General features: G+C 72.7%; 25 protein-coding genes. 17 read left to right on the top strand and 8 right to left on the bottom strand.

Annotation, left to right across the window (positions count from 1 at the left end; all coding sequences use genetic code 11):
- The first annotated feature begins 17 nt into the window (after positions 1–17).
- From ASC58_RS11755 to ASC58_RS11745, 3 genes are all read left to right on the top strand, one after another.
- Positions 18–536: a DinB family protein gene (locus ASC58_RS11755; protein ID WP_082553258.1), complete on the top strand. Its 519-nt coding sequence runs from the start codon at positions 18–20 to the stop codon at positions 534–536.
- A 36-nt stretch (positions 537–572) separates the two neighbouring features.
- Positions 573–1,574 (top strand): GTP pyrophosphokinase family protein, encoded by a 1,002-nt coding sequence (locus ASC58_RS11750; RefSeq protein WP_056919410.1) that lies wholly within the window; start codon positions 573–575, stop codon positions 1,572–1,574.
- Positions 1,575–1,719: 145 nt separating this feature from the next.
- Positions 1,720–2,175, top strand: a complete 456-nt coding sequence (locus ASC58_RS11745) for a VOC family protein (protein ID WP_056919409.1) — start codon at positions 1,720–1,722, stop codon at positions 2,173–2,175.
- On the opposite strand, the gene ASC58_RS11740 is transcribed toward ASC58_RS11745, so the two are convergent.
- On the bottom strand, positions 2,164–2,688 hold the full coding sequence (locus ASC58_RS11740; protein WP_056919408.1) for a MarR family winged helix-turn-helix transcriptional regulator: 525 nt from the start codon (positions 2,686–2,688) through the stop codon (positions 2,164–2,166). The genes ASC58_RS11745 and ASC58_RS11740 overlap by 12 nt on opposite strands.
- Before the next feature lie 56 nt (positions 2,689–2,744).
- Between ASC58_RS11740 and ASC58_RS11735 the strand changes: the two genes are divergently transcribed.
- Complete coding sequence (locus tag ASC58_RS11735) at positions 2,745–3,956, top strand: NAD(P)/FAD-dependent oxidoreductase (protein WP_056919407.1); 1,212 nt, start codon at positions 2,745–2,747, stop codon at positions 3,954–3,956.
- Here the strand turns inward: ASC58_RS11735 and ASC58_RS11730 are convergent.
- Positions 3,919–4,287, bottom strand: coding sequence for an iron chaperone (locus ASC58_RS11730; RefSeq protein ID WP_056916173.1), 369 nt, complete (start codon positions 4,285–4,287; stop codon positions 3,919–3,921). The genes ASC58_RS11735 and ASC58_RS11730 overlap by 38 nt on opposite strands.
- A 38-nt stretch (positions 4,288–4,325) precedes the next feature.
- On the opposite strand from ASC58_RS11730, the gene ASC58_RS21970 reads away from it, so the two are divergent.
- Together ASC58_RS21970 and ASC58_RS11720 are read left to right on the top strand one after the other, a co-directional pair.
- The gene (locus ASC58_RS21970) at positions 4,326–5,804 is read left to right on the top strand and encodes an ABC transporter substrate-binding protein/permease (RefSeq protein WP_369796223.1); all 1,479 of its coding nucleotides are present in this window, start codon (positions 4,326–4,328) and stop codon (positions 5,802–5,804) included.
- Complete coding sequence (locus tag ASC58_RS11720) at positions 5,801–6,598, top strand: amino acid ABC transporter ATP-binding protein (protein WP_056916174.1); 798 nt, start codon at positions 5,801–5,803, stop codon at positions 6,596–6,598. The genes ASC58_RS21970 and ASC58_RS11720 overlap by 4 nt, the downstream gene beginning before the upstream one ends.
- Before the next feature lie 10 nt (positions 6,599–6,608).
- Here ASC58_RS11720 and ASC58_RS11715 read toward each other — a convergent pair whose 3' ends face one another.
- Positions 6,609–7,469, bottom strand: coding sequence for a UbiA family prenyltransferase (locus tag ASC58_RS11715; protein ID WP_082553232.1), 861 nt, complete (start codon positions 7,467–7,469; stop codon positions 6,609–6,611).
- Between the two features lie 76 nt (positions 7,470–7,545).
- Between ASC58_RS11715 and ASC58_RS11710 the strand changes: the two genes are divergently transcribed.
- Genes ASC58_RS11710 through ASC58_RS11690 form a run of 5 tightly spaced genes read left to right on the top strand, consistent with a single transcriptional unit; the run spans position 7,546 to position 11,736 of the window.
- Complete coding sequence (locus ASC58_RS11710; protein WP_056917355.1) at positions 7,546–8,610, top strand: type III polyketide synthase; 1,065 nt, start codon at positions 7,546–7,548, stop codon at positions 8,608–8,610.
- Positions 8,611–8,613: 3 nt separating this feature from the next.
- A complete protein-coding gene (locus ASC58_RS11705) occupies positions 8,614–9,147 on the top strand; it encodes an isoprenylcysteine carboxyl methyltransferase family protein (RefSeq protein WP_056916175.1) in 534 nt (177 codons plus the stop codon).
- Entirely contained in the window at positions 9,144–10,208 is a 1,065-nt protein-coding gene (locus tag ASC58_RS11700) for an NAD(P)/FAD-dependent oxidoreductase (protein ID WP_056916176.1), read from the top strand. Before ASC58_RS11705 ends, ASC58_RS11700 begins: the two co-directional genes overlap by 4 nt.
- On the top strand, positions 10,205–10,840 hold the full coding sequence (gene idi, locus ASC58_RS11695; protein ID WP_235529204.1) for an isopentenyl-diphosphate Delta-isomerase: 636 nt from the start codon (positions 10,205–10,207) through the stop codon (positions 10,838–10,840). Before ASC58_RS11700 ends, idi begins: the two co-directional genes overlap by 4 nt.
- Entirely contained in the window at positions 10,837–11,736 is a 900-nt protein-coding gene (locus ASC58_RS11690; RefSeq protein ID WP_056916177.1) for an amidohydrolase family protein, read from the top strand. Before idi ends, ASC58_RS11690 begins: the two co-directional genes overlap by 4 nt.
- Before the next feature lie 34 nt (positions 11,737–11,770).
- Here ASC58_RS11690 and ASC58_RS11685 read toward each other — a convergent pair whose 3' ends face one another.
- Positions 11,771–12,802, bottom strand: a complete 1,032-nt coding sequence (locus ASC58_RS11685; protein ID WP_056916178.1) for a GNAT family N-acetyltransferase — start codon at positions 12,800–12,802, stop codon at positions 11,771–11,773.
- A 61-nt stretch (positions 12,803–12,863) separates the two neighbouring features.
- On the bottom strand, positions 12,864–13,904 hold the full coding sequence (locus tag ASC58_RS11680; RefSeq protein ID WP_056919406.1) for a phosphotransferase: 1,041 nt from the start codon (positions 13,902–13,904) through the stop codon (positions 12,864–12,866).
- A 65-nt stretch (positions 13,905–13,969) separates the two neighbouring features.
- Between ASC58_RS11680 and ASC58_RS11675 the strand changes: the two genes are divergently transcribed.
- A complete protein-coding gene (locus ASC58_RS11675; protein WP_056916180.1) occupies positions 13,970–14,410 on the top strand; it encodes an SRPBCC family protein in 441 nt (146 codons plus the stop codon).
- 44 nt (positions 14,411–14,454) lie between these two features.
- On the opposite strand, the gene ASC58_RS11670 is transcribed toward ASC58_RS11675, so the two are convergent.
- Complete coding sequence (locus ASC58_RS11670) at positions 14,455–15,072, bottom strand: NADPH-dependent F420 reductase (protein ID WP_056916181.1); 618 nt, start codon at positions 15,070–15,072, stop codon at positions 14,455–14,457.
- Positions 15,073–15,194: 122 nt separating this feature from the next.
- On the opposite strand from ASC58_RS11670, the gene ASC58_RS11665 reads away from it, so the two are divergent.
- Entirely contained in the window at positions 15,195–15,857 is a 663-nt protein-coding gene (locus ASC58_RS11665; protein ID WP_056916182.1) for a TetR/AcrR family transcriptional regulator, read from the top strand.
- Between the two features lie 80 nt (positions 15,858–15,937).
- On the opposite strand, the gene ASC58_RS11660 is transcribed toward ASC58_RS11665, so the two are convergent.
- Complete coding sequence (locus tag ASC58_RS11660) at positions 15,938–16,408, bottom strand: VOC family protein (RefSeq protein ID WP_056916183.1); 471 nt, start codon at positions 16,406–16,408, stop codon at positions 15,938–15,940.
- 105 nt (positions 16,409–16,513) lie between these two features.
- On the opposite strand from ASC58_RS11660, the gene ASC58_RS11655 reads away from it, so the two are divergent.
- Entirely contained in the window at positions 16,514–17,566 is a 1,053-nt protein-coding gene (locus ASC58_RS11655) for a hypothetical protein (protein ID WP_056916184.1), read from the top strand.
- 25 nt (positions 17,567–17,591) lie between these two features.
- On the opposite strand, the gene ASC58_RS11650 is transcribed toward ASC58_RS11655, so the two are convergent.
- Positions 17,592–18,101, bottom strand: coding sequence for a DUF427 domain-containing protein (locus ASC58_RS11650; protein WP_056916185.1), 510 nt, complete (start codon positions 18,099–18,101; stop codon positions 17,592–17,594).
- A gap of 114 nt (positions 18,102–18,215) precedes the next feature.
- Between ASC58_RS11650 and ASC58_RS11645 the strand changes: the two genes are divergently transcribed.
- From ASC58_RS11645 to ASC58_RS11635, 3 genes are all read left to right on the top strand, one after another.
- Positions 18,216–18,596, top strand: coding sequence for a UBP-type zinc finger domain-containing protein (locus ASC58_RS11645; RefSeq protein WP_056916186.1), 381 nt, complete (start codon positions 18,216–18,218; stop codon positions 18,594–18,596).
- Positions 18,597–18,712: 116 nt separating this feature from the next.
- Positions 18,713–19,822, top strand: coding sequence for a lysylphosphatidylglycerol synthase transmembrane domain-containing protein (locus ASC58_RS11640; protein WP_056919405.1), 1,110 nt, complete (start codon positions 18,713–18,715; stop codon positions 19,820–19,822).
- Between the two features lie 107 nt (positions 19,823–19,929).
- Positions 19,930–20,289 (top strand): TraR/DksA C4-type zinc finger protein, encoded by a 360-nt coding sequence (locus ASC58_RS11635; RefSeq protein WP_056916188.1) that lies wholly within the window; start codon positions 19,930–19,932, stop codon positions 20,287–20,289.
- Position 20,290 lies beyond the last annotated feature (1 nt).

The raw sequence follows: 20,290 nt of genomic DNA, 5'->3' as shown, positions 1-20,290 counted from the left end.
TTGGCATGCTCTGCGCCATGACCTCCCCGTCGAACGACTCCCAGAGCCCCGCGCCCGCCAGTGAGCGGGAGGTGCTCGTGGAGTACCTCGGCCACTTCCGGCTCACCTTCGCGCGACTGTGCGAAGACCTGACGGCGGAGCAGCTGGCGACGCGTTCGGTCGAACCGTCCTCCTTGTCGCTCCTCGGTCTGCTGCGGCACCTCGCGAAGGTCGAGCACATCTGGTTCCGGATCACCATGGAGGGCAACGAGATCCCGCGTCTCTACGGCACCAGCGAGGTCGTCGACGCCGACTTCGACGGCGCGGTCGCCGATCCCGAGGTCGTGGCCGAGGCGTGGGAGTCCTGGCGGCGGGAGGTCGCCCACGCCGAGGAGTTCGTCGCGCAGGCCGCCTCGCTCGAGCTCATGAGCACCCACCCGACCCGCGACCCCATCTCCCTGCGGGAGCTGCTCGTGCACCTCATCGAGGAGTACGCGCGGCACTGCGGCCACGCCGACCTGCTGCGTGAGCGGATCGACGGCCGCACCGGTCACTGAGCCCGCCGCAGCGCGGCATACGGCAGGGTGGGGTCCGTGAGTGAGGACCAGGAGCGCATCCGTGCCGCCGTGCAGCGGTATGCCGCCGTGCACGGTCAGGTGCAGGAGGCCAGTGACGGGTACGTCGCCATGGTGACGGCGCTGCTCGACGACGCCGGCATCAACTACGTGTCGGTGACCGGCCGGGCCAAGAGCGTCGCCTCGTTCGCGGGCAAGGCGGCCCGCACGGGCCCCGACGGCGACCCGCTCTACGGGGACCCGTTCGAGCAGATCACCGACCAGGTGGGGGTCCGGGTGGTGACCTACCTGCGTGACGACGTCACCGCCGTCGCCGACCTGCTCTCCGACCAGCTCAGCGTCCTCGACGACCGCGACCTCGGGCAGGAGACGGCGCGACAGGGACGGTTCGGCTACGCGAGCCGCCACCTGCTCGTGGCGATCGACCGGATCAAGGGTGCTCCGGCGCAGTACGACTCGCTGAAGGGGTTCAGCGCGTCCGTGCAGGTGCGGACGATCCTCCAGCACGCCTGGGCCGAGTTCGAGCACGACATCCGCTACAAGGGCACCATCCCCGAGGAGCACGTCAGCGACCTCGACCGACGGTTCACCCTGGCCGCAGGCCTGCTCGAGCTCGCCGACCGTGAGTTCTCCGAGATCCGGCACCGGTTGCAGGCGACCATGGGTGAGCACGCCCTCCCGGCCGACGACAGCGACCCGCGCATCAGCGCCTCCGACCTCGCGACCTTCCTCGGCGGCCAGTTCACCGATGCCGGCTGGTCACGCACCGACCACTACGCCTGGATCTCCGGGTTGCTGCTCGAGCTCGGGATCACCTCGCTCGAGGAGCTCGCCGGGCTGCTCCAGTCGATCGACGCACCGGCCATCGACGCGCGGATGGGCTACCGCTACCCGGCCGGGGCCGTGCGTCGGCTGGACGACGCCCTGCTCGCGGTGTTCGGCGCCCGTTACCTCGGGCTGCACGGCAACGCCCACCGGGAGGCGTCGCTGCGGGCTCGTCTGGACAAGCTGCGCGCCTGAGTCGGGGGCGCGCGGGAGGCCCGCAGAAAGGGTGCGGGAGGCCCGCAGAAAGGGTGATGACGCTGTCGGCGCCCGGGTCTATCGTCCGGGGCATCACCCTCGGCCGCGCCGGTCGGCCGGTCCCGACCACCCCTGGGAGCACCTGATGGCCTCGACGCTCAACCCCTACCTCGGCTTCGACAACCGCGCCCGTGAGGCGATGGAGTTCTACCACGACGCCTTCGGGGGCACCCTGACGATGAACACCTTCGGCGAGTACGGCGCGGGGGACGGCCCCGACAAGGACAAGATCATGCACGCCCAGCTCGTGACCGACGCCGGCTTCACGCTGATGGCCAGCGACGTGCCCGAGGGGATGGAGCGCGACTCGGGCTCGTCGATCACGGTCAGCATCAGCGGCGACGACGCCGACGAGCTGCGTGGCTACTGGGACAAGCTCAGCGACGGCGGCACCGTGACGATGCCGCTCGCGAAGCAGATGTGGGGCGACGAGTTCGGCATGCTCACCGACCGCTTCGGGACGGCGTGGATGGTCAACATCGCCGGCTCGGCCGGTGGCGAGGACCCGGGCGCCGCGGGTGGCGAGGACTCAGGCGCCTGACCGGGGTCCGCTCGCCGATGCGGACGGCGTGCGCGCTGTGGCTCCCGCGGGCGGTGCGGTCGCAGCGACCCGCTCCCGGTGGCGGTCGGTCACCTCGGTGAAGCCGTCGAGCAGGGCGCGCAGCCGCTCCAGCTCGGCCACCGTGAAGCTCGCCAACCCCTGCTGACCCTCCTCGACCATGGGCCCGTAGGCCGCCCAGGTGCGACGCATCCCTTCCTCGGTCATCGTCACGAGGATCTTGCGTCGGTCGGTCGGGCTCGGCTCTCGCTGCACGTACCCCTTGGCGGCCAGCCGGTCGAGCAGCGCCGTGGTGGCCGCCGGCTTGAGCCCTGTCGCCACGCTGAGCTCGCCCGCGGTCCGAGGTCCCTCCACGAGCACGTCGAGGCAGCGCAGGTCGGCCGGGCCGAGCCCGAGCTGCCGCCCGACGGCGTCGTCGAAGGCCGCGACGCTGCGCTGGTAGTGCTGCATCGCCCGACCGAGGTCGTCCACGACCTGTTGACGTCGTCGTGCCATGCGTGCAATCCTTTCGATTATCGAACTATCTGATTGTCGTAAGAAAGGCTATCACCGTGAAGGCTCTCGTCGTCGGTGGCGGCATCGCCGGACCCGCCACCGCCCTGGCCCTGCAGCAGGTCGGCATCGACGCGCTCGTCCTGGAGTCCCACCTGGAGTCCCGCGGGGCGGGCGACCAGGTGGGTTCGTACTTCACGGTCGCTCCCAACGGACTCAGCGCCCTGGAGGCGATCGGCACCCTGGAGCTCGCGCGGGGCATCGGCAGCAGCACCCGCACCAACCTCATGTTCGGCGCGACGGGGAAGCTGCTGGGCCGCGTCACCGCCGGCACGCCGCTGGCCGACGGCACGCCCGCCCTGACCATGAAGCGTTCGCACCTCGGCCGGCTGCTGGGTGACGAGGCCCGGTCGCGGGGGATCGAGGTACGTCAGGGCGCCAGGGTCGTCTCCGTGGCCACGGATGCAGGCGCCGCGGTCGCCACCCTGGCCGACGGGAGCGAGCTGTCGGCCGACCTCGTGGTCGGCGCCGACGGCGTGCACTCCACCGTGCGCCGAGCCGTCGACCCAGGGGCGCCGGGCGCACGGTACGTCGGACTCACCAACTTCGGGGGCATCACCCGCGGCACCGCGCTCGCGTCCGAGCTGGCTCCGGAGTCGTGGCACTTCGTGTTCGGGCGGCGGTCGTTCTTCGGGGCGCACCCGACACCGGCGGGCGACGTCGTGTGGTTCGTCAACGTGCCCCGGCGGGAGATCGCGCCCGCCGAGCGGGCCGCCACCACCCCCGAGGAGTGGCGGGACCGGCTGGCCCGGCTCGCGGAGGACGACGCAGGCCCGGCGCGGGCCCTGATCGAGGCAGGAGAGCTGGAGCTCGCCGGGGACAACACCTACGACCTGCCGCACGTGCCCACGTGGCACCGCGGACGGATCGCCCTGGTGGGGGACGCCCTGCACGCGCCGTCGCCCAGCTCCGGTCAGGGTGCCTCGATGGCCCTGGAGGATGCCGTCGAGCTCGCCGCATCGTTGCGGGATGCCGGTTCGGTGCCGGAGGGGTTCGCCCGCTTCGAGGCCCGGCGCAGGGCCCGCGTCGAGAAGATCGTCAAGGTCGGGGCGCGGTCCAGCAGCGCGAAGATCCCCGGTCGGGTGGGTCGCGTGCCCCTCGAGGCGATGATGCGGGTCGTCTTCAGGTACGCGGTCACCGACAGGTCCCAGGAGTGGATGACCGGCCACCGCGTCACCCTGCAGGCTGCCCCGTCCCTCGGACGCGGTTGAGGTGCAGCCGGGCCGTCCGTGCGACGAGCTCGAGCGGCAGCGGGGCCGACAACGGGAACTTCAGCGTGCCCCGCCCCGCGACGTAGGGGGCGGTCTCGGCGGCATACGCCTCGTCACCCTCGGGGATCGGGTAGACGCTCACGTGTCCCTTCCACCCGGCGACGTACATCGCGACCCGACCGTCCACGAAGAAGGCGGGGATGCCGTAGCTGATCCTCTCCTCGGCACCCGGGAGCTCCGCCAGGATCGTGGCGCGCAGCCGCTCCACCGCGTCTCGGCTCGGCCCGGACAGCGCGGACAGGTAGGCCTCGACCGTCTCGAACGGCGCCATGGCGCGACGCTACTCCGGTGCGTGGATACGGTGACAGGGTGAAACGCGCCGCCTCCGCCCTGTTCGTGGTCCTGCTGGGACTGCTCTGCGTGGCGGTGCCGTCGTCCGCAGCCCCGGCCTCGAGCACCAGCACGGGTGGCGAGATGGACCCACTCGGTGCCGCCCGGGCGGCTGGGCTCCCGCCGACCATCAAGGTCGGGACGGAGGGCGTCTACCCACCGTTCAGCTACCACGGCGGGACGGGCAGCGGCCTGACCGGCTACGACGTCGACGTCATGAACGCCATCGGCAAGCACCTCGGGGTGAAGGTCGAGTACGTCGAGACACCCTTCGACTCGATGTTCGCGGCCCTGGAGGCCGGCCGGTTCGACGTCGTCGCCAACCAGATCACCTTCAACGAGGAACGCAACGCGCGGTACGACCTCAGCGACCCCTACGTCGAGACCACCGGCGTCCTGGTCGTCCGCAAGGACGAGACCCGGATCAAGACCATCGCCGACCTCAAGGGGAAGCGGTCGGCGCAGAACATCACGAGCAACTGGGCCGAGGTCGCCAAGAAGGCCGGGGCGACGGTCGTGCCGGTCGACGACATGGCGCTCGCGATCGACAACCTCGAGCAGGGGCGCGTCGATGCCCTGGTCAACGACAAGCTGGCCATCCGCAACTACCTCGCCACCAAGAAGGACGCGGGGGTGAAGGTCGTCGCCGAGACCGACGACGTCAGCAGGTCGGTCCTCGCGGCGAGGAAGGGCTCGGGCTACCTTCCCCAGCTCAACAAGGCCATCGCCGACCTCAAGGCCGACGGCACGCTCGACAAGATCTACGCCAAGTACTTCGGTGCCGAGCGCAAGCAGACCAGCACCCTGCAGGTGATGAAGGACAACGCCTGGCCGATGGCGCGCGCGGCCCTCACCAAGACCATCCCGCTCACCGCGATCAGCTTCGCCATCGGCATGGTGATCGCGCTGGCGGTCGGCCTGATGCGGATGTCCAAGCAGCCCGTGGTGTCGGGGATCGCCCGGCTCTACATCTCGTTCATCCGCGGGACGCCGCTGCTGGTGCAGCTCTTCCTCATCTTCTACGCCCTGCCCCAGCTCGGGGTGAAGATCGAGCCGTTCCTCGCAGCGGTGATCGCCTTCAGCGTCAACGTCGGTGGGTATGCCGCGGAGATCGTCCGCTCCTCCGTCGAGAGCCTGCCCAAGGGGCAGTGGGAGGCTGCGTCCACCGTCGGCATGGACTACGCCACCACCCTGCGGCGGATCATCCTGCCGCAGGCTGCGAGGACTGCGGTCCCGCCGTTGTCCAACACCCTGATCTCGTTGGTCAAGGACACCTCGCTCGCCGCGGTCATCCTCGTGACCGAGCTGTTCCAGCAGGCCCGGCTCGCGGCGGCCCCGAGCTTCGAGTTCCTCGCACTGTTCGGCATGGCGGCTGTCTACTACTGGGTCATCTGCCTCGTGCTGTCCTTCGTCCAGTCCCGCACCGAGACCCGACTGAACAGGTTCGTGGCCGCATGAGCACCTCTCCCAGCACCCACCTCGTCGAGGTCGAGCACCTGCGCAAGTCCTTCGGCGACAACGTCGTCATCGAGGACGTGTCGTTCACCGTCGACCCGGGCACCGTCACCTGCGTCATCGGACCGTCCGGCTCCGGCAAGACCACGCTGCTGCGCGCCCTGAACGCCCTCGAGGTGCCCGACAAGGGGATCGTCCGGATCGGCGACACCACCGTCGACTTCGCCGGCATCAACCCCGGTGCCCGCGGCCGCCTGCCCCGAGCGCAGCGGGCCGAGCTCATGGCGCTGCGTCGCCACAGCGGCATGGTCTTCCAGGCCCACCACCTCTTCCCGCACAAGACCGCGCTCGAGAACGTCACCGAGGGCCCGGTCGTCGTCCAGCACGAACCCGGCGCCGAGGCGACGGAGCGGGCTCGCCGGCTCCTCGACAAGGTGGGCTTGGCCGACCACGCCGACAAGTACCCCTTCCAGCTCTCGGGCGGTCAGCAGCAGCGCGTCGGGATCGCCCGGGCACTGGCGATGCGGCCCGACCTCGTGCTCTTCGACGAACCCACCTCCGCGCTCGACCCCGAGCTCGTCGGCGACGTCCTCGGCGTGATGAAGGCCCTCGCCGGAGAGGGCCTGACCATGGTGGTGGTGACGCACGAGCTGAGGTTCGCGCAGCAGGTCGCCGACCAGGTGCTCTTCATCGACGGCGGCCTGATCGTGGAGCAGGGTCCGCCGCAGGACGTCATCGCGAACCCCCAGCACCCCCGGACCAAGACCTTCCTCCAGCGGCTGCTCGAACCCATCTGAGGCCGCGCCGTCAGGCGCGCAGGACGAGGCTGACGACGTCGACGAGCGCGATGGCGATCGAGGCGAGGAACGGGACCCGTCCCCGTCCGCCCACTGCGACCGCGGCCAGCGCGACGCAGAGCCCTCCGGCGACGGCTGCGGACAGTGGCACCGGACCCGGCGGGCCGAGCACGGCGACCGCGGAGCCTGCGAGCAGCACCAGCGGTGCCACGACCCGCACGACGCCTGCCCCCAGCCGCTGGGGGAGCCCTCGCACACCGGTCGCCGCGTCGTCCGCGAGGTCGGGGAGGGCGTTGAGCAGGTGCGCGCCCACCCCCAGGACTGCGCCGGTGGCGACCATCCAGGCCGGTGGCCAGGACGGGGTTGGGAGGGCGAGGCTGACGACCGCGGGCAGCGCGCCGAAGGCGACCGCATACGGGACCGCCGACCAGGCCGTGCGCTTGAGGCCGAGGTTGTAGGCCCACCCGGAGGCGACCCCGAGCGCCAGGTGCACCGACCCCGAACGCCAGCCGCACGCGAGGGAGAGCACCACGCACGCGACGAGGGACACCGCGATGGCGCTGCGAACCACGGCCTCCGACGCGGCGCCGGTGGCGACGGGCTTGTCCGTCCGGCCGACCCGGCGGTCGCGGTCGGCGTCGATGAGGTCGTTGGACCACCCGATCCCGAGCTGCCCGGTCGCGACCGCGGCCACGACGAGGAGGCCGGAGCCGAAGGAGTGCCCGGCAGCCACGGCGAGCAGGGCGGTCAGGACGGTGACCGCGAGGGCGGGTGCGGGGTGGGCCGCCGCGAGGATCGCGAGCAGGCGGTGCGGGCCCGGTCGGGGCCGCGCGGCGGACGGTGCCGCCGGTCCGTCGGTGCCCTCACCCATACCCCGCAGCGTAGGTGCGAGGAACGGTATGGCGCCGAGGGCGCGCTCCCGGGCCGGCCGTGCCTAGGCTGTGGAGGTGAGCCACCTCCTCTCCGTCCGCGGCACGCTCCCGGAGCACCGCTACCCCCAGAGCGAGGTCACCGAGGTCTTCGCCGAGGTCCTTGCTCCCCACAAGCCGAACCTGCCTCTCCTGCAACGGGTCCACGGCAACGCAGGCGTCGAGTTCCGGCACCTGGCCCTCCCGCTGGAGCGCTACCCCGAGCTCAAGGACTTCGGCGCCTCCAACGACGAGTTCATCCGCGTCGCCGTCGACCTGGGTTCGGAGGCGGTCGAGGAGGCGCTGGCGGCGGCGGGTCTCACCGTGCGGGACGTCGACCTGGTGGTCTCCGCGACCATCACCGGGTTGGCCGTCCCCTCGGTCGAGGCGCGGATCGCCGCGCGCATCGGGCTGCGGGCCGACGTCAAGCGCGTCCCCCTGGTGGGTTTGGGCTGCGTCGCCGGGGCTGCCGGGGTCGCACGGGTCCACGACTACCTGCTGGGCCACCCCGGCGAGGTGGCCGTCCTCGTGTCCACGGAGCTCTGCAGCCTCACCGTCCAGCGCGACGACACCTCGATGGCCAACCTCGTGGCGAGCGGCCTGTTCGGCGACGGGGCCGCGGCCGTGGTCATGGTGGGCGCCGACCACGGGTCCGCGTCCGGACCGCGGGTGCTCGCCACCCGCAGCCGGATGTATGCCGACACCGAGCGCGCCATGGGGTGGGACGTCGGGGCCAGCGGTCTGCGCATCGTCCTGGGTGTCGAGGTGCCCGACCTCGTCAGGGAGAACCTGCGCGAGGACGTCGACGGGTTCCTCGCCGACCAGGGGTTGACCCGTGCGGACATCGGCTGGTGGGTGGCCCACCCGGGTGGGCCCAAGGTGCTCGAGGCGATGCAGGAGGCCCTGGAGGTCGACCGCGACGCGCTCGGGATGACGTGGGACAGCCTGGCCCGCATCGGCAACCTCTCGTCGGCGTCGGTCCTGCACGTGCTCGCCGACACGCTGCGCGACCGTCCGCCCGCGCCCGGCACCCATGGGCTGCTGCTCGCGATGGGCCCGGGGTTCTGCCTCGAGATGGTCCTCCTGCACGCCCCGGGGGCCTGACCGGTGTCCGTCGCCCTCTTCGTCGCACTCGTCCTCGTCGTCAGCCTCGAGCGGCTCGCCGAGCTGGTCGTCTCCAAGCGGAACGCCGCCTGGGCCTTCGCCCGCGGCGGGCGGGAGACCGGGTTCGGCCACTACCCGGTCATGGTGGTGCTGCACTCGGCGCTGCTCGTGGGGGCCCTGGTCGAGGTGCTCGTCGCGGACCGCCCGTTCCACGCCGCCCTGGGCTGGCCGATGCTCGTGGTGGTCGCCGCCTGCCAGGCGTTGCGGTGGTGGTGCATCCGGACCCTCGGCCACCAGTGGAACACCCGCGTCATCGTCGTGCCGGGCGCCGGGCGGGTGACGGGCGGTCCGTACCGCTTCTTCTCCCACCCCAACTACGTCGCCGTCGTCGTCGAGGGAGTCGCGCTGCCGCTGGTCCACACGGCCTGGGTCACGGCAGTCGTGTTCACGATCGCCAACGCAGCGTTGCTGACCGTGCGGTTGCGCGCCGAGGAGCGCGCCCTCGCGGACCTCGACGTGGCGGTGGGCACGCCATGACGGCCGAGGTCGACGTCGCCGTCATCGGGGGCGGCCCCGTGGGGCTCGCGGCAGCCCTCCAGGCGGCTCGTCACGGACGGTCCGTCATGGTGCTGGAGCCCCGTTGCGGACCCATCGACAAGGCCTGCGGCGAGGGGCTGATGCCGGGTGCGGTCGCCGCGCTCGCCTCGCTCGGGGTGGACCCGCAGGGGCTGCCGCTCACGGGGATCCGCTACCTCGCAGGTAAACGCCAGGCCCAGGCCGACTTCCGTGACGGCGCGGGTCGTGGCGTCCGCCGGACGACGCTCCACGCCGCCCTCGACGACGCCGTGCACGAGGCCGGGGTCGAGGTCCGACGGGTGGCCGCTGGCGACCTCGCCCAGGACGGCGACGCGGTCACCGTCGCCACCCGCGAGGGGGGCCGTGCGGGGGAGCCGGTCCGGGCGGCATACGTCCTCGCGGCGGACGGGCTGCACTCACCGGTGCGTCGCGCCCTCGGTCTCGACGCCCCGGCACGTGGACCGGCGAGGTTCGGGCTGCGCCGCCACCACGCCATCGCCCCGTGGTCCGACCACGTCGAGGTGCACTGGGGGCCGACGGCCGAGGCGTACGTCACCCCGGTGGCGCCGGACCTGGTCGGGGTCGCGCTGCTGACCCGCAGCCGAGCCGGGTACGACGCGCTCCTCGAGCAGTTCCCCGCCCTCTTGGAACGCCTCGGCGGCGCCACCGGCTACGGCAGCGACCTGCGCGGTGCCGGCCCCCTGCGCCAGCGGTCCCGCCGACGCGTCGCGGGCCGCGTGCTCCTCGTGGGGGACGCGAGCGGCTACGTGGACGCCCTGACGGGAGAAGGGATCTCGTTGGGCATCGCCCAGGCGGCCGAAGCGGTGGCCGCCGTCTGCGCGAGGGACCCGCAGCAGTACGAACGCGGCTGGCGACGAGCGAGCTGGCGCTACACGGTGCTCACGCAGGGACTCGTCCAGGCGACGCGTCCGGCCTGGGTGCGGCGGGCGATCGTCCCTGCCGCCGCGGCGCTGCGGCCGGTCTTCGTCGGGGCCGTGCACGAGCTCGGGAGGGTGCGATGACCACGGGCGCGTCCCGACCGACGTCGACCACGGACTCGACGATGGAGGAGCTCGTCGTCCTGCTGGACGACGAGGGCCGGGCCGTCGGGACCGCCCCGAAGGCCACCGTCCACACCGCCGACACGCCCCTGCACCTGGCCTTCTCCGCCTACGTCTTCGGCAGCGACGGGCACCTCCTGCTGACCCGGCGCGCCCTCGACAAGCCCACCTTCCCCGGCATCTGGACGAACTCCGTCTGCGGTCACCCGGCGCCCGGCGAGGACCTCGCCGAAGCGGTGCGCCGTCGCGCGCTCCAGGAGCTCGGTGCCATCGTCACCGGTGTCCGTCTCGTGCTGCCCGGGTTCGGCTACCGCGCGGAGATGGATGGTGTCGTCGAGCACGAGCTCTGCCCCGTGTATGCCGCGTGGCTGGCACCCGGAGAGCGGTTGCGGCTCGATGCGAGCGAGGTGCACGAGGCCACGTGGGTGGGGTGGCACGAGGTCTGCGAGGAGGTGCGGTTCGGCCTGCGCGCCGTGTCGCCGTGGTGTGCTCGGCAGCTGCGCCTGCTCGAGGCGCTCGGCCCCGACCCCCGGCGCTGGTCCGAGGGGGACGCCGCGCTGCTGCCGCCGGCGGCTCGTACGGTGGGCGGGTGACCGAGGCCCCCACCGCGCCCACCCGTGACGAGGACGTCCCTGCCTACTGGCGCGCGCTGGGCCTGCCCGGTCTGGCCGACATCCACGTGCACTTCATGCCGGACCCCATGCTGCGCAAGGTCTGGGACTACTTCGACCACGCCGAGGAGCACTACGGCACGCCGTGGCCGATCACCTACCGCCAGGACGAGCCGGGCCGACTGCAGGCCCTGCGTTCCCTGGGGCTGAAGGGGATCCCGGCCCTCAACTATGCCCACAGGACCGGGATGGCGGCGTGGCTCAACGCGTGGGGCACGGAGTTCGCCGAGCGGGTCCCGGACGCCGTCCACAGCGCGACCTTCTTCCCCGAGCCGGGTGCGGCGGACGAGGTGCGGTCTGCCCTGGCGGCCGGTGCGAGGCTGTTCAAGCTGCACGTGCAGGTCGGCCGGTTCAGCCCGCTCGACCCGCTCCTCGACGACGCCTGGGGCGTGCTCGCCGAGGCGGGTGTCCCGATCGTGCTCCACGCCGGGTCGGCCCCCCTGGCAGGGGAGTTCACCGGTCCGGGGGCCGTGGCCGAGCTCCTGCGCAGGCACCCGGACCTCGCGCTGGTCATCGCGCACCTGGGCATGTCGGAGTACCACGCGTTCGCCGACCTCGCCGAGAACCACGACCGGGTCCACCTCGACACGACGATGGTCGGCACAGACTTCACCAACCGCTTCGCCCCGATGCCGGACGACTACCTGCCCCGCCTTGCCGCCCTGGGCGACAAGGTCGTCCTGGGCTCGGACTTCCCCCAGATCCCGTACCCGTACGCGCACCAGATCGAGGCGTTGGACCGTCTCGGGTTCGGGGACGACTGGATGCGCAAGGTGTTGTGGCACAACGGGGCCCGTCTCATGGGGCTGGCTGCCTGACTGCGCGCCTCCCTCCGACCTCGTCGACGGTGGGTCAGTCGGCAAGCGTGACGTCGCGGTGCCAGGACTCCGTGCGGTAGCTCGTCTCCCAGCCCATCGAGACGTAGAGCCCGTCGGCCCCGGTGGGGGAGTCCGCATCCACCTCGAGGTTGACGCGGTTGCGCCCACGTTCGGCAGCATCGCGGATCACGGTGTGCAGCAACGCCTTCGCCACCCCGCGCCCTCGGGACCGACGATGCACCCCGATGTAGTCGATGTAGCTCCCCTCCACGCCACTCGCGTCGGCCGACAGCACCGAGCTGACGATCGCCCCACCGGGCAGGACGACCCCGTCCGTCTCCACCTCCGCGATCCACCAGTGGTCCCAGCGGTGCCCGGGGTCCTCGCGGAGCCGCTGGACGAACTCGGGGAAGCTCTCGCGGTAGGAGTTGAAGTGGTCGGCGAACGACTCCTCGAGCATCTGGTGCACCGTCTGCAGGTCCCCTGCCACGGGCAGGCCGTTCTCGTGGGTGGCGACGCGTCGCACCGTCACCCCCTCCTTCGGCGCGGACAGGACGCCCTCCCCGGCCTCCGCCGCCGCGACGGGCCGCGACATCTGCAGCCAGGTCCGGACCTTCGTGTATGCCGCCGCGGCCAGCCAGCGTGCCTGGTCGTCGTCGCCGACGTGGCGGCCGGAGTCCAGCTGCGTGCCGGCGAGGCCCCGTTGGCCGGCGATGTCGAGGGCCGTCTGCTCCGACCACGCGAACAATGCGGCCGCCACCGCGTGGCGTTCCTCGACCCCTGGGTCCACCGTGAGGTCGACGACGGTGCGTCCGGCAGCCCGGTCGTGCACCCGGACCCAGGCGCGCACCTCGCCCTGCTCGTCGACGACCAGCAGCTGGCGCCGGGTCCACGAGGCGTGACCGGCGACCTCGAGGGCCACGGTGGTCTCGTCCACCGAGCTGGCCCCCCGTGTCGCCTCGTGGTGGCGGGCGACGAGGCGCACCAGTGCAGGGACGTCGGTGGAGGAGGGCACCCGCGTCGACCAGTCCGGCGGGAGGTCGGTGAGCTGGTCGTGGGATTTCACCCGCCCATCGTCCCAGAGCGGCAGGGTCGTCCCTCGCGCGGCGACCCCGGCCGCTCCGGAGTCAGCCCAGGGCGAGCGGCAGGAGTCCGCCCGGCCCGAGGGTTCCCCGGGCGTACCGGACGGACTCCTGCCGATCAGGCACGGGATGGGTGCCGACGGCCAGGGCGTGCTCGAGCAGGTCGAGGACGTCGACCAGGCTGCGCACGCAGCGCAGGTAGGTCAACAGGTCACCGTCCAGGTCGCCGGGTACGGTCCCCGTCACGGGTGAGTACCCCTGGAAGAACCACCGGACCTGTTCGTCGGTGATGGGCGCGTGGGAGAAGACGCCGCCCACGACGAACATCAGGTCCGCCTCCCTCGGCGCGAGCACCGCGTCGTCCCAGTCGACCAGGTGGACCTGGCCGCTCCCGTCGACGAGCAGGTTGCCGTGGTGCGGGTCGCCGTGGCAGAGGACGCGGAGGGCGTTGGTCCACGCGGGGGAGGCGGCCAGCTCGGTGGCCCTGTGGGCGACGGCCAGGACCCGCGGACCGTGGGTGTCCCAGAGCTCGACAACCTCGACGACGACCGGGTCGCCGGGACCGTCGAGCGCAGCGCGGCGGACCACTTCGCCGAAGCCCGTGGCCTGCGCCACCACCCGACGCGGGTCATGGTCCTCGACCGGCACGCTGGCGAGCGCCGACCCGGGTCCTGGTGCGCTCGGGGACAGGGGGACGGTGTGCAGCCGGCCGAGGAGCTCGCCGAGGAGCACCCACTCGCGCGGCGCCATACCGGTGTCGAGGACCCGGCGGCCGTGCACCCAGGGCACGAGGCTGAGCCTCGATCCGTCGTCGTGCGCGACCGAGACCAGGGTGCCGTCCCGGGTGGGCACCGGGCCCGGGACGCCGGGCACGCCGCGACCCGCGAGGAGGGCCGCGACCGCGAGCCCGGGCTGGGGGCCGCGACTGGTCTTCGCCGCGTACTCGCTGCCGTCGGTGGCCACCACGCGCACGAGGTCGGCGCCGGTGTCGCCGCCCAGACCGACGGGCACCAGCCGGTCCACGTCCACGCCGAACTCGCGGCGGATCCGCTCGGCCAGGTAGGTCGACCGGGGCGCTGCGTCCATCTTCGCCACCGTAGCGGCGGGGCTTCGACAGGGCACCGGGGTTTCATCCGGGTTAGCGTCGAACCATGGTCGATGTCATCCGCATGTTCTCCGTCCCCCGTTCTCCCCAGGAGGTCGTGGCCTACCTCAGCGACTTCTCCAACGCCGTCGCCTGGGACCCCGGGACGGTGCGGTGCGAGCGGGTCGGCAGCGGGCCGGTGCAGGTCGGGTCGACGTGGAAGAACACCTCGAAGGTCCTGGGCCGCGAGACCGAGCTCGACTACGTGCTGACCACCCTCGAGCCCGACCACGTGGTCCTCAAGGGGACGAACAAGACGGCAACCTCCACCGACGACATCACCGTCGAGCCCGACGGGTCAGGCTCCAAGGTCACCTACCACGCCCACATCGTCTTCAACGGCATCGCCAAGCTGGCCGAGCCCTTGATGCAGCGGGTGTTCGAGAAGCTCGGCGACGAGACGGTCGAGGGCATCACCCGCGAGCTAGGCGCCGGCCGCGCCGCCTAGGACTCCCTCTGCGGGGAGGTCGAGGCGGCGCGTCCGCGAGGAGCTCAGGGCGTGCCGGCCCCGAGGGCGATGTCGAAGCCGCCACCGTTGCGGGCGACTCCCACCAGCATGAGGCCGGCCCACTCGAGGGCGTGCGCCATGTCGAGCTCCCCTGCATCGCGGGGTCGCAGTCCCAGGCTCTCGAGGAAGGCGGCGACGGCGCTCCTGGCCTCGGCGCCGTCCCCGGCGAACAGCAGGTCCACCGGCTCGTCGGCGGCCAGGACCCCGCCGAAGATGGTGTTGAAGGCCTTGACCACGTGCGCGCCCTCGGGGGCGACGGCGGCCATCTGCTCGGACACCGAGTGGCCGGCCGTGGTCGCCAGCCCGCTCGCGTCGGCGTTGAAGGGGTTCGTGATGTCTACGAGGACCTTGCCGGCCAGCGCCTCGCCGTAGTGCCGGACCACGTCCACCGCTCCGGCGAAGAGGACGGCGACGACGACGATGTCACCGGCCGGTCGTGCGCCATACGAGCCGACGGTGGCCCCGTTGCCGATCTGCTCTGCGAGGGCCTGTGCCCTGGCGCTGTCGCGGGCCATGATCTCGACGGTGTGTCCGTGCCTCGCCGCGCGCGTGCCGATCGCGGCGGCCATGTTGCCCGAGCCGATGATGCTGATGCTGGTCATGTCGTGGTGCTCCTTGGTGGGTCCGGATCCGTGGTCCGTCGGAGCGCCAAGCTGAGGCACCCCTCCGGTTATGGGCTACAACCGGAGGGGTGCCTCAGGTTATTCCGGGGTACGTTGGCCACGTGAGCTCCACCGACGTCGACCAGGCGCGTCCGGCCCGACGTCGCGACGCCCAGGAGAGTCACGACCGCCTCATCGCCGCCGCCCGTCGCGAGTTCGCCGAGCGTGGCGTGGACGCCTCCCTGGAACAGATCGCCCGGGACGCCGGCGTCGCCATCGGCACGCTGTACCGCCACTTCCCCACGCGGCTGGACCTGCTCATGGCGGCGCTCGAGCCCCGGCTCCGGGAGTTCCTCGACGGTGCCACCGCGGCCCTGGAGATCGACGACCCCTGGGACGGGTTCGCCTACTACCTGGAGAACCTGTTCCGGGTGCAGGCCGGTGACCGGGGGTTCAACGACTTCCTCTCGCGCCGCTTCCCCGGCAACGCCGAGACCGAGCGCATCCACGACGAGATGTGCCAGCACATCGAGGACGTGCTCACCCGCGCCCAGGACGCGGGTGAGGCGCGCCCCGACATCACGCAGGCCGACATCGTCAACCTGATCTGGTCGAACGGCCGGATGATCGACGCCACGCGGACGACCGCTCCGCAGGCGTGGCGACGACACCTCCACCTCATGCTCGACGCCTACCGCGCCGATCGCGCCCACCCCCTGCCCGAACCGCCGATGACGGACGCGCAGCTCTACGACGCCATGGTCCACCTGAGCACGGCCGACTAGCGCCGTCCGCCGTCCGCCATCCGCCGTCCGCCATCCGCGGTCCGCTGGTGGCGTGGGTCGCGGGGGTGCGCGCGCCGGGATCAGCTGTTGCCGGCCGCCTCGAGCGCGGCGATGTCCAGCCGCTTCATCGTCATCATCGCGCCGAACACCTTGCCGGCGCGCTCGGGGTCACCGCTGGCGATCTCGTCCCAGTTCTCCGGGACCACCTGCCACGACAACCCGAACCTGTCCTTGAGCCAGCCGCACATGCTCTCCTCGCCACCGTCGGCGAGCAACGCCTCCCAGTAGCGGTCGAGCTCCTGCTGGTCCTTGACCTCGATGGTGATCGAGATGGCCTCGCTGAACGTGAACTCGGGGCCGCCGTTGAGGGCGAGGTAGGGGACGCCGTCGAGCTCGAAGGCGACGGTGAGCACCTGTCCCTCGCGCTCGCCGGAGCCGGCCGGGTAGCGGGCGATGGTGCCGACCCGCGAGTTCGGGAAGACCGAGGTGTAGAACTCGGCGGCGGCTTCGGCGTCGGTGTCGAACCACAGGCACGGGTACTGGCGAGGCATGGCTGGCTCCTGGTGTCCCGGCAGGCCCGGTGCCCGCCCTCGACCATTGGACCGGCGAGGGCGGCGGAAGTCATCGGTCCGCCGCGGGCGATCTGCCTCGACGTCGTGCCCGCCGGCGTCGTCGTGCCCGCCGGCGTCGTCGTGCCCGGCCGGCGTCCGGAGGTATGGCGTAGCGTCACCGTCGTGCCCGACTCGCACTCCTCCGACGACCTCACCGAGGACGCCTCCGCGCACCTCGCGGCGGCCTTGCGCTCGGTCTACGCCGCCAGCCCCACGGACTTCATGGCCGTCCGGAAAGAGCTCACCGCCGCGGCCAGGGCCGACGGGGACACCGTGGGGGCCAAGGCGATCGGCGCGCTGCGCAAGCCGAGCATGGCTGCGTGGGCGGTCAACCTGCTCGCCCGGGAGGACCCCGACCTCGTCGAGGAGCTCGTCGACCTCGGGGTCCGCATGAGGGGGGCGCAGGCCCGCCTCGACACCGCGACCCTGACCTCCCTGCGACCCGAGCGCGACCGTGTCGTCACCGGCTTCGTCGCGGCGGCGGCCGCCCTCGTGTCGGACGCCGGACGGACGTTGTCGGCAGCGGCCCAGGACGACGTCCGTGGCACGGTCATCGCCGCCCTCGCGGACGAGGAGGCCTCCGCTGCCGTGACGTCGGGGCAGCTCACGAGGGCGTTGTCCTACAGCGGGTTCGGCGAGGTCGACCTGTCCGAGGCGGTCGTGCGCACCTCCTCCGGATCGATCTTGTCGGTGGTGCGCAACGCCCCCGGCGCCGGTGCCACCGCCGGGCGTGGAACCGGCCCGGACGGCGAGGACACCACCGCCGCCGGGGACACCGATGCGAGCGGCGAGGCCGACGACGAGACCGAGGACGGTGCCGGCGCGGCCGAGTCGTTGGCGCGGGCCGAGGCAGAGCTGGAGGCGGCCGGTGCGGCCCACGCCGCGGCCGAGGACGCGGTGGCACGCGCCCGCGAGCACGCCGACGACACGAGGGACCGCATCGCCGTCGTCGAACGCCAGCTGGCCAAGGCGCGAGAGGCCGACGAGCGCGCGCTCGAGGCCGTGACCGACGCGGTGCGGGCCCGCAAGGCGGCCGAGGCGGCGCGCCATACGGCTCAGGAGGCGGTCGACCGGCTCCGGGCGAGGATCGACGGCTGAGGCAGCACCCGCGCTGGTCGCGTGGTCACCAGCCCCAGCTGCCCGGCCGTCCCTTGAACGGACCGACGACACGGTCGGTGATCCAACCGCCGTAGAAGCCCCCCTCCTGGGGGCGGACGACCTCGTCGTCGACGACGCAGCGGTCGACCGCCCCGGGCATCACGGCCACCGCCCCCGCGAGCACCTCGAACCCCCGGGTCGGGGTCGGGTAGAACCACCCCGCGCGGGGCGCGACCCGGCCACCGCCGAGGAGGTCCAGGTAGGACGCCATGCCCTTCCACTCGCAGTACGACGACCCCTCGGCCGGACGCAGGGCGCCGTCGACGAAGGCCTCGCGCGGCAGGTAGTACGTCGGTGGATGGCTCGTCTCCAGGACCCGCCACGACCGCGTCGCGAGCGCGATGCGCTCGCCACCGACCCACACCTCGACCGACTCGGAGGACGGCTCGACGCGCGGCGGACGGGGGTAGGCCCAGACGGACTCCTGGCCGGGGCCGACCGGATCGGGCTCGGGGTGGCCGCTGAACGGGGACATGCCCTCAACGGTAGGTCGTCGGCGACCCCACCACCCTGCCGAGTGCGGCGGGCCGCAGTAGCGTGACGGACGGGCCGTGACCGCGACCCACCCGGCCCGGCCAGGAGGTCTTCGATGGCACCCACCCCCGACGAGACGTCCCCCGACGGTTCCGCGCCCGACGGGATCGATCCCGCTGCCACCCCGAGCGGCACCGGCTGTGTCGAGTGCCTGGCCGCCGGCGGTTGGTGGGTGCACCTGCGTCGCTGTGCCGGGTGCGGCCACATCGGGTGCTGCGACAGCTCACCGAGCCAGCACGCCAGCCACCACTTCGCGGCCACCGGCCACCCGGTGATCCGGTCGTTCGAACCGGGCGAGGACTGGTTCTGGGACTTCCGCTCCGAGGCAGGGTTCACCGGCCCGCAGCTCGCGGACCCCCAGCACCACCCGCTCGAGCAGCCCGTGCCCGGACCGGCCGGCGCCGTCCCCCCCGACTGGATGGACCACGTGCACTAGCCCGACCGGGCCTGTCGTCGACTCGGGGTCGACCCTGAGTGGGCTGGTCACAGTGGGGGTCGATCTGGGTACGAGCCCCGATGCGGCGCCACCCCCCGGACCGCCAGAGTCCAGCCATGGCCCTCCACCTCGGACTGCTCCCGCCGCCGGCGACGACCGCCCCCGTGCGGCGTGCGACCCCGCGGGACCAGACCGCCCGCCGTGCGCCGGGGGGCGGTCGCGGCGGGGGGAGGGCCGCCAAGCTGCTCCTCTCCGGTGCGCTCGCGACCGGGATCCTCGCGCTGGCGCTCCCCAAGGTGGCCGGTGCCGAGTGGGCCGACATCGCCCACGCGCTCGCGTCGCTGTCCCTGGCCCACCTGCTGCTCCTCACCGTGGTCTGGCTGGTCGGCCTCTGGGTGCACACGCCCGCCCTCACGGCGGCCATGCCGGGCCTCTCGCACCGCCGGGCCCTGCTGCTCAACCTCACCGGCAGCTTCGTCTCCAACCTCCTGCCCCTGGGCGGGGCCGCCGGCACCGTCGCCAACTGGCGGATGGCCCGCTCGTGGGGGTTCGCCTCCCCGGTGTTCGCCCGCTGGGCCCTGGTCACCAATCTCTTCGACACGGCCCTCAAGCTCGCCCTCCCCGGCGTCGCCCTCCTCTGGCTCGCCGCCGCAGGCGTGGAGACCGGCGGGGCGGTGGGCACAGCGGCCTACGTGGGCCTCGGGCTGCTCACCGCCGTCGTCGTCGCCCTCTGGCTGCTGGCGCGGGACGACCGTGCCGTGACGTTCCTCGGGCGGCTGGCCGACCGGGTGAGCGCCCGGGTCCGGTTCCTCACCCCTCCGACCGAGGGGTATGCCGTCCGGGCCGCCGCCTTCCGCCGTGACAGTGCCGCACTCGTCGCCTCGGGATGGTGGCGGATGGCGCTGGGCAAGGTCGGTTATGCGGTGCTGCAGGCCGGGTTGCTGTGGCTGTCCCTGCGGGTGCTCGGCACGGCGGTGAGCCCGGCCGTGGTGCTGGCGGCGTTCGCGGTCGAGCGGATCCTGTCTATGGTCGTCATCACTCCCGGCGCCACCGGGGTGGTCGAGATCGGGATGACCGGGGTGCTCGTGACGCTCGGGGTCGACCCGACGATGTCCGCCGCGGGCGTGCTGCTCTACCGGGCGTTCACGTTCGGCATGGAGATCCCCGTGGGCGGGCTGTCGATGCTGGCCTGGTCGCTGCGTCGCCGGTCCGCCCTCGCCGCCTGACCGGCCGCCGCGCCCAGCCCACGAAGGTGCACCCTGCCCACGCCGTTCCACGGGCAGGGTGCACCGTCGTGGGCAGGGTTGTCGGACGGGGTTCCTAGGCTGGGGCGATGACCTCCGACGCTCGCGCCGCGACGACGCGCATGCTGCTCGCCGCCGACCGGGAGTCGACGCTCGCCCGGCTCGGCGACCTCGAGGCCGACGTCGCCCTCATCGTCGAGGCCTCGGAGGGGTCGAACGCCGACGACGAGCACGACCCCGAGGGGGCGACCATCGCGTTCGAACGGGCCCAGACCAGTGCCCTCGCCGCGTCCGCGGTGGCGCACCTGCGCGAGATCGCTGCAGCCGAGGCCCGCCTCGACGACGGGACGTACGGCATCTGCGAGCGGTGCGGCGACGCCATACCGCAGGCCCGGCTCGAGGCGCGCCCGACGGCCCGCACCTGCGTCGCCCACGCCACCACGCGGTGAC

It is taken from the genome of Phycicoccus sp. Root101, from assembly GCF_001426245.1.
In the GTDB taxonomy this organism is placed as follows: Bacteria; Actinomycetota; Actinomycetes; order Actinomycetales; family Dermatophilaceae; genus Pedococcus.
This window is presented reverse-complemented; position numbering and strand designations above follow the sequence as displayed.